At 72.1% G+C, this 6,320-nt stretch carries 5 protein-coding genes and 1 pseudogene; all 6 read left to right on the top strand.

Translation table 11 applies throughout. The features are described 5' to 3' along the window. Positions 1-23 precede the first annotated feature (23 nt). A pseudogene (locus tag I53_RS09200) lies at positions 24-242 on the top strand (helix-turn-helix domain-containing protein); the annotation flags it as partial. Next, positions 239-604 (top strand): PrpF domain-containing protein, encoded by a 366-nt coding sequence (locus I53_RS09195; protein ID WP_043349508.1) that lies wholly within the window; start codon positions 239-241, stop codon positions 602-604. The pseudogene I53_RS09200 and the gene I53_RS09195, both read left to right, overlap by 4 nt. A 15-nt stretch (positions 605-619) precedes the next feature. Next, the gene (locus I53_RS09190) at positions 620-2,038 is read left to right on the top strand and encodes a sensor histidine kinase (protein ID WP_043349505.1); all 1,419 of its coding nucleotides are present in this window, start codon (positions 620-622) and stop codon (positions 2,036-2,038) included. 189 nt (positions 2,039-2,227) lie between these two features. Then, positions 2,228-3,718, top strand: coding sequence for a c-type cytochrome biogenesis protein CcmI (gene ccmI, locus I53_RS09185; protein WP_043349503.1), 1,491 nt, complete (start codon positions 2,228-2,230; stop codon positions 3,716-3,718). Between the two features lie 184 nt (positions 3,719-3,902). Then, positions 3,903-4,415, top strand: a complete 513-nt coding sequence (gene ccmE, locus I53_RS09180; protein ID WP_043349500.1) for a cytochrome c maturation protein CcmE — start codon at positions 3,903-3,905, stop codon at positions 4,413-4,415. Positions 4,416-4,425: 10 nt separating this feature from the next. Then, the coding region (locus I53_RS09175) for a heme lyase CcmF/NrfE family subunit (RefSeq protein ID WP_043349498.1) at positions 4,426-6,320 on the top strand (1,895 nt) is incomplete at its 3' end.

The raw sequence follows: 6,320 nt of genomic DNA, 5'->3' as shown, positions 1-6,320 counted from the left end.
GCGCCCGGTGAACTGACGAGCCCGAGTACCGGCTGCTCTCCTACCTGATGCACCATACCGGCCGGGTCGTGTCCCGGGCCGAACTCACCGAGCACCTCTACGATCAGGATTTCGACCGTGACTCGAACACGATCGAGGTATTCGTGGGCCGCCTGCGCAAGAAGCTCGCGGTGGACCTGATCCAGACCGTGCGCGGCCTCGGCTATCTCGTGGATCCCAACCAGCCGCCGGCGCGGATGTGAGCGCGGCCGCACGTTCCGGCACGCTGCCGGCCGTCTTCATGCGCGGCGGCACCAGCAAGGCGCTGATGCTGCACCGCCGGGACGTACCGGGAGATGTCGCCGCCCGGGAGCCGGTCTTCCTCTCCACCATGGACAGTCCCGACCCGTTCGGGCGGCAGCTCAACGGCATGGGCGGGGGCGTCTCGTCGGTGTCGAAGACCTGTGTGGTGGAGCGCTCCGCGCGGCCGGATGCCGACATCGACGACACCTTCTTGCAGGTCGTGGTTGGCGACGGCTGGCGGGTCGCGCGCGGCGCGTTCGTCCGCACGGCGCGCCCGCTGATGCGGGGCGCCGTGTTCGACGATGCGCCGCCGCCCGTCTGAGCGACCGACGCATCCATGATCGACCTCATCGGCCTCTTCTCCCTGCGCCGCCGCTCCATCGCGGTGCGGCTCGCCGTGTCGGCGTTCCTGTCGAGCTCCGCGATCCTGCTGATCGCGGCCTGGATCCTCACGACCCTCTATCGCGAGAACACCGAGCGCTCCTTCGACAGCCGGCTCCTCGTCTTCGCCAACAACCTCGCCACCGATCTCGTCTCGCCCAACGATCCCGAGAGCCGGACCTTCTCGCTGGGCGATCCGCGCTTCGACCTGCCCCTGTCCGGCTGGTACTGGCAGGTCGGCAAGCCCGACGCGAAGCCGCGGGACGTGCGCACCTCCCGCTCGCTGGTCGGCGTGCCGCTGCCGGCGGCCACCGATTCGGACGGCAAGGCTGGCGTCGGCCAGATCCGCCAGGGCTACGGCAAGGGGCAGGACGGGCGCCTCCTGCGCATCATGGAGCGCGACGTCGATCTCGGCGAGGAGGGCCGCTACACGGTCCGGGTCGCGGGTCCCGCCGACGAGATCGTCAACGACGTCGACCGGTTCCGCAATTCGCTGACCATCACCTTCGGCCTGCTGGGCCTGTCGCTGGCGATCACAACCCTGCTGCAGATCCGGTTCGGCCTCGCGCCGCTCAAGAAGATGCGTGCGGCGCTGGGCGCCGTGCGCCGGGGCGAGGCCGACCGCATCACCGGTACCTATCCCCGCGACATCGCGCCGCTCACCGGCGAGGTGAACCTCCTGATCGAGACCAACCGGGAGATCCTGGAGCGCGCCCGCACCCAGGTCGGCAACCTCGCCCACGCCTTGAAGACGCCGCTCTCGATCATCGTCAACGAGGTCGGCGCCTCCGATGCCCCCGAGGAGCTGACGCACAAGATCCGCGAGCAGGCTGCGGTGATGCGCGATCAGGTCAATTACCATCTGGACCGGGCGCGGGCCGCGGCGCTCGCCGGCACGCTCGGCACCTCGACCGAGGTGGAGCCGGCGCTGGCCGGCCTCGTGCGCACCTTCGGGAAGATCTACCGGGACAAGGATATCGCCTACGACGTCCACGTGCCTCCCGGCCTGCGCTTCCGCGGCGAGCGCCAGGACTTCGAGGAGATGGTCGGCAACCTCGTCGACAACGCGTCGAAATGGGCCCACGGCCGGGTGGCGATCCGGGCCGAGGCGGTCGACAAGGACGATTATCCCCACCTCGTCGTCGCCATCGAGGATGACGGCCCCGGCCTGCCGCCGGAGGCCCGCCAGGCCGTGCTCGGCCGGGGGCGGCGCCTCGACGAATCGAAGCCCGGATCCGGCCTCGGCCTGTCGATCGTGGCCGACCTCGCCGCCCTGTACCGGGGGCGGTTCACCCTGGAGGAGGGAGCGCTCGGCGGCCTGCGGGCGGTGCTGGAGGTGCCGGGCGACCTGCCCGTCGGCACCGCGACCCACTGAGGCCGTCCGCGAGTTCCGCGAGGGGGCGGTGTGAGGCCGACGCGGCCTCATGGCCCAGCCCAGGCCCTTGTCATCGTGGGAGAGTTGCGTGACACCGTGCCGCCGTCGGGAGGCGTCGTGGCATCACGCTGCCGGCTCCACAGGGCGTGGGGAGGGGCGGGCCGGTCCGGCTCGTTGGCGGAAAGGTCCATGACGGCGATCTGGTTCATTCTGGCGGCCATGACCGCGGCGACCGTTCTCGGCCTGCTCTGGCCGATGTCGCGGCGCGCCGCCGTGCCGACCGGCGAGGCGGGCGGGAGCGGGCTCGCCACCGAGACCGCGTTCTACGAGGATCAGATCGCCGAGATCGACCGCGACCTCGAACGCGGCCTGATCGCTCCGGACGAGGCCGAGACCGCCAAGGCCGAGGCGGCCCGCCGACTGCTCCGGGCAAGCCGCGAGGCGCAGCGCGAGGCCGAGGATGCCGGCCTCGTCGAGGCCGCGCGCCCGGCCGAGCCGCGCCTGCGCCGGCGGCGGGCGGCCTCGGCCTTCGCGCTCTCCACCATTCCCCTCGTGGCGCTGATCGCCTACGGCCTCTACGGCTCGCCCGAACTGCCCGCCCAGACGGAAGCCGACCGGCAGGCCACCCGCGGCGGGGCCGACGAACTCATGAAGGCGGTGGGGCAGATCGAGGCGCGCCTCGCCCGGGACCCGAACGACGCCCGCGGCTGGGCGGTGCTCGCCCCGGTCTACATGCGCACCGGCCGCTTCGACGATGCCGCCCGCGCCTACGCCAACATCGCGCGCCTGAAGGGCGAGACCGCCGACACCCTCGCCGATCAAGCCGAAGCCCTCACGGCGGCCGGCGACGGCACCGTCTCGCCCGAGGCCAAGGCCCTGTTCGAGAAGGCCCAGGCCAAGGAGCCGAACGCCCCGAAGCCGCGCTTCTATCTGGCCCGGGCGGCCGAGCAGGCCGGCGATACCGGTGAGGCAATCCGCCAGCTCACCGAACTCGAGGCCAGCAGCCCCCGGACCGCCCCCTGGCTCGGAAACGTCAAGCAGAGCCTCGCCCGCCTCAAGGGCGAGCCGCCGCCGCCCCCGACGACGCCCCAGGCCGCCCCGAAGATCCCGGCCGAGCAGCAGGCGGCGATCCGCGGCATGGTCGACGGTCTCGATGCCCGCCTCAAGGCCGGCGGCGGCACCTCCGACGAATGGCTGAGGCTCGTCCGGTCGCGGGTGGTCCTCGGCGAGCCCGATCAGGCGGCCGCCGCCCTGGCCCGGGCCCGGACCGCCCTCGCGGGTGACCCGCAGGGGCTCGCCCAGGTGGAGCAGGGCGCCCGCGCCGTGGGACTCGGCGCGGAGGGCGCGGCGCCCGGGCCCGCCGGGTCGGGTGAGGCCGGCCCGACCGCGCAGGCCGAGAAGGAGGCCGCGATGGCGGCGGTGCGCGCCATGCCGCAGGCGGAGCAGCAGGCGGCGATTCGCAGCATGGTCGAGGGGCTCGACCGGCGCCTCGCCGCGCGGGGCGGCACGCCGGACGAGTGGATGCGCCTCGTGCGCTCCTACAGCGCGCTGGGCGAGCGCGACCAGGCCGTGAAGGCCCTCGACCGCGCCCGGATGGCGCTGGCCGCCAACAGCGACGCGGTGGCGCGGCTCGACGGACTCGCCCGGGAGCTGGACCTCGCCGCCAAGCCGAATCCCTGACAAGCCCGATCCGCTACACCGCGAAATCGTGAGGCCGCCTGCGCGGGACGGGGCCCGTACGACAATCGGTCCTGATGCCCGCCCTTGACCCGCGGGCGCCTGGAGCCGACACCCTCAAGACTAGAATGAGAACGGTTCCGGTCGGGGCGGGTCTCCGCGCGCCGGACCGCGGGGTGGAAGTATCGTGACGCGTAAGAAACGCCGCCTGATCCTGATCGCCGCCTGCGGCAGCGTGCTGGCGCTCGCCGTGGGGCTGATCCTGTACGCCATGAGCGGCTCGATCGTGTTTCTCCGCTCGCCCACCGACATCGCCCAGCAGGCCATCGCCCCGGGTACGCGCCTGCGGCTCGGCGGTCTGGTGAAGGACGGCTCGCTCAGGCGCGGCCCGGACCAGACGGTCGAATTCGCCGTCACCGACACGAACGCCACCGTCGCGGTCCACTACAAGGGGCTGCTGCCGGACCTGTTCCGGGAAGGGCAGGGCGTGGTCGCCGAGGGGGTCCTGGAGCCCGGCGGCGAGTTCCGCGCCGACACGGTGCTCGCCAAGCACGACGAATCCTACATGCCCCGCGAGGTGGCCGACGCGCTGAAGGCGCAGGGGCGCTGGCAGGAGGGGGGGCCGAACAAGGCGGCCCCGGCGCCGAAACCCGCTACGGCGGCGGCGGACAGCACCCTCGGCCCCCGCAGCGAGCGGTGAGGGAACCCGCATGATCGTCGAGACCGGTCACTTCGCCCTCGCGCTCGCGCTGGCGATCTCCCTCGTCCAGATGGTGATGCCGATCTGGGCGGCACGTTCGGGCGATCCGGCCCTGCGCCAGACCGCTTCGCAGGCGGCGCTCGGCGCCTTCGCCTGCGTGTTGTTCGCGTTCGCGGCGCTCACCTGGGCGCACGTCACCTCCGATTTCTCGGTCCAGAACGTCGTCGAGAATTCGCACACGCAGAAGCCGCTGATCTACAAGCTCTCCGGCGTCTGGGGGAACCACGAGGGCTCGATGCTCCTCTGGGTGCTGATCCTCACGCTGTTCGGCGCCTGCGTGGCCGCCGCCAAGAACGCGGTGCCGCCGCGGCTGCGGGCCAACACCCTGGGCGTGCAGGGGCTGATCACCTTCGTGTTCGTGCTGTTCATCATCACGACCTCGAACCCGTTCACCCGCGTGATCCCGGCGCCGCTCGAGGGCAACGACCTCAACCCGCTGCTGCAGGATCCCGGCCTCGCGATCCATCCGCCGCTCCTCTATGTCGGCTATGTCGGCTTCTCGATCAGCTTTGCCTTCGCGGTGGCCGCGCTGATCGACGGGCGGATCGACGCCGTCTGGGCGCGGGCGGTGCGGCCCTGGACGCTGACCGCGTGGTGCTTCCTGACCCTCGGAATCGCGATGGGCTCCTATTGGGCCTATTACGAACTCGGCTGGGGCGGCTGGTGGTTCTGGGATCCGGTCGAGAACGCCTCGTTGATGCCGTGGATCGCCGGCACGGCGCTGCTCCACTCCACGGTAGTGATGGAAAAGCGCGACGCCCTGAAGGTCTGGACGGTGCTGCTCGCCATCCTGACCTTCTCGCTCTCGCTGATCGGCACCTTCCTGGTCCGCTCCGGGGTCATCACCTCGGTGCATTCCTTCGCCACCGACCCGACCCGCGGCGTCTTCATCCTGGCGATCCTGGTGCTGTTCATCGGCGGCTCGCTGACGCTGTTCGCGTGGCGCGCGCCGCTGCTCCGGCAGGGCGGCTTGTTCGCGCCGATCTCCCGCGAGGGCTCGCTCGTCCTCAACAACCTCTTCCTGGTGGCGGCCTGCGCCACCGTGCTGGTCGGCACCCTCTACCCGCTGGTGCTGGAGATGCTGACCGGCGAGAAGATCACGGTCGGGCCGCCCTTCTTCAATTCCACCTTCGTGCCGCTCGCGATCCCGCTGCTGCTGATCGTGCCCGTGGGGCAGGCACTGGCCTGGAAGCGCGGCGACGTGCTCGCCGCCGCCCAGCGCCTCTTCGCCGCGCTGGCGGTGGCCCTGGTCGTCGGCTTCGTGGTCCTGGCCCTCACCTGGGGCGGCCCGGTCCTGGCGCCGGTGGGGATCGGCCTCGGCGCCTATCTGCTGATCGGCTCCGCCCTGGAGATCGTCACCCGCGCCCGGGGCTACGGGGCGAGCCGAGCCCGCTCGCTCGGCCAGATCGGGCGCCGCGCCTTCGGCCTGCCGCGCTCGGCCTGGGGCACCGCCATCGCCCATGCCGGGGTCGGCGTGGTGGTGCTGGGCATCGCCGCGCAGGGCTGGGCCACCGAGGGCTTGGCGACCCTCAAGCCCGGCCAGACCCTGGCGACGGGGCCCTACACGGCCACCCTGGACCGGGTCGCGCCGCGCAAGGGACCGAACTACGAGGAGGCCGCCGCCTACCTGACGATCCGCACCCGGGCCGGCGACGAGGTCGGCCAGGTCGAGACCGGCAAGCGCTTCTACCCGAGCCCGCAGATGGCGGTGACGGAGTCCGGGCTGCTGACGATCGGCGCCAGCCAGGTCTATGCGAGCCTCGGCGAGATCGGGCAGGACGGTGGCGTCGGCCTGCGCCTCTACTACAAGCCGCTGGTCCTGCTGATCNTGCTCGGGGCGGTGGT

The sequence above is a fragment of the Methylobacterium sp. B1 genome, assembly GCF_000333255.1.
GTDB lineage: Bacteria > Pseudomonadota > Alphaproteobacteria > Rhizobiales > Beijerinckiaceae > Methylobacterium > Methylobacterium fujisawaense.
The sequence above is the reverse complement of the archived record's forward strand: the minus strand, read 5'-3'. Positions and strand labels throughout refer to the sequence as shown.

Coding starts and splice junctions, on each gene's coding strand:
- ccmI (WP_043349503.1), top strand. CDS start 2,228: ATGACGGCGATCTGGTTCATTCTGGCGGCCATGACCGCGGCGACCGTT.
- I53_RS09190 (WP_043349505.1), top strand. CDS start 620: ATGATCGACCTCATCGGCCTCTTCTCCCTGCGCCGCCGCTCCATCGCG.